Below are 923 nucleotides of genomic sequence, written 5' to 3'. Positions count from 1 at the left end.
CGCTTGAAGATTCCTGGCGTGACCAGCATGGCGGTCCCGTCGACGGTATGCACCAAAGCCTTGGTGTCGTTGATGAACAGGCGACGGGCCGCGATGCCAGATTTCATCCAGCCAACGAATCCCTGTCCCAGATCAGTGCTTCTGCTAGGCATAAATACATCTTCAACTGCTTCAGGAGCGCAATCTGTTGGCTCCTTGGTCCCTAGTGGCTGCTGTAGGTTCTCCTCCCCGCGAGTGTTCGTAGAAGAAGCAGCCGGTGAGTCGTGGCTAGTGTCTAGCTCTTCTGGTGGCGAATTGATATTACCAAGAAGCGCGTACAAATCGTCTGTTTCTTCCTGATCCTCAGCTGAGGGCTTCGCAATCGCCCGCATCTCGTTTGACGGTTTCGCAACGCTCGGCGTAGGTTGGCGGAGCGTCATCTTGGCTTCTGGCGCCTGTCGCTGTTCAATCGAATCGTTGGGGATTTCGCAGGTCGTTTCCGGCTTTTCAGAGGAGGCGTTGCCCTCTTCAATGACGAGTGATCCGCTGTAGGAATCAGGCCGCTCGGCAGGGTCAGCCCAAATCAAGGCTGGAGCGATCTTGAGGAGCGTGAACTTGTTTCTCCACCCAGCACCATTGTCTATCGTGGCCGTCCAGATGGCCTTGTCTTCGGCGTTCGTCTGGATGACGGCCTGGTCCTGGAGCATGTTGAAGAATGGCGCGTTGGAGGAGGGGACCCCTTCGATTCCCTGAGCCAGCAGGTAGGCTCTCAACTGATCGGCCGCGGGCTTGCTCACCAGCCAGAGTGCGTCCTGAGTCAGCCACCCGTCGGACGGGCCGCCCGGCTGATTCAGCTTGAATTTGTCCTTCACCAGGAAGCGCAGGCCGTCTGCCAACTGCCGCTGCAGCGACTGCTTCGGTGCAGCCAGCGCTCGATCCGGATT

At 58.1% G+C, this 923-nt stretch carries 1 protein-coding gene; it reads right to left on the bottom strand.

Going from position 1 to position 923, the window contains the following annotated elements; translation table 11 throughout:
- Positions 1-923: TraI domain-containing protein (locus HMPREF3014_RS00950; RefSeq protein ID WP_168171851.1), on the bottom strand; the 923-nt coding region annotated here is incomplete at both ends.

This window comes from Pseudomonas sp. HMSC065H01 (genome assembly GCF_001815235.1).
Lineage (GTDB): Bacteria > Pseudomonadota > Gammaproteobacteria > Pseudomonadales > Pseudomonadaceae > Pseudomonas > Pseudomonas aeruginosa.
This window is presented reverse-complemented; position numbering and strand designations above follow the sequence as displayed.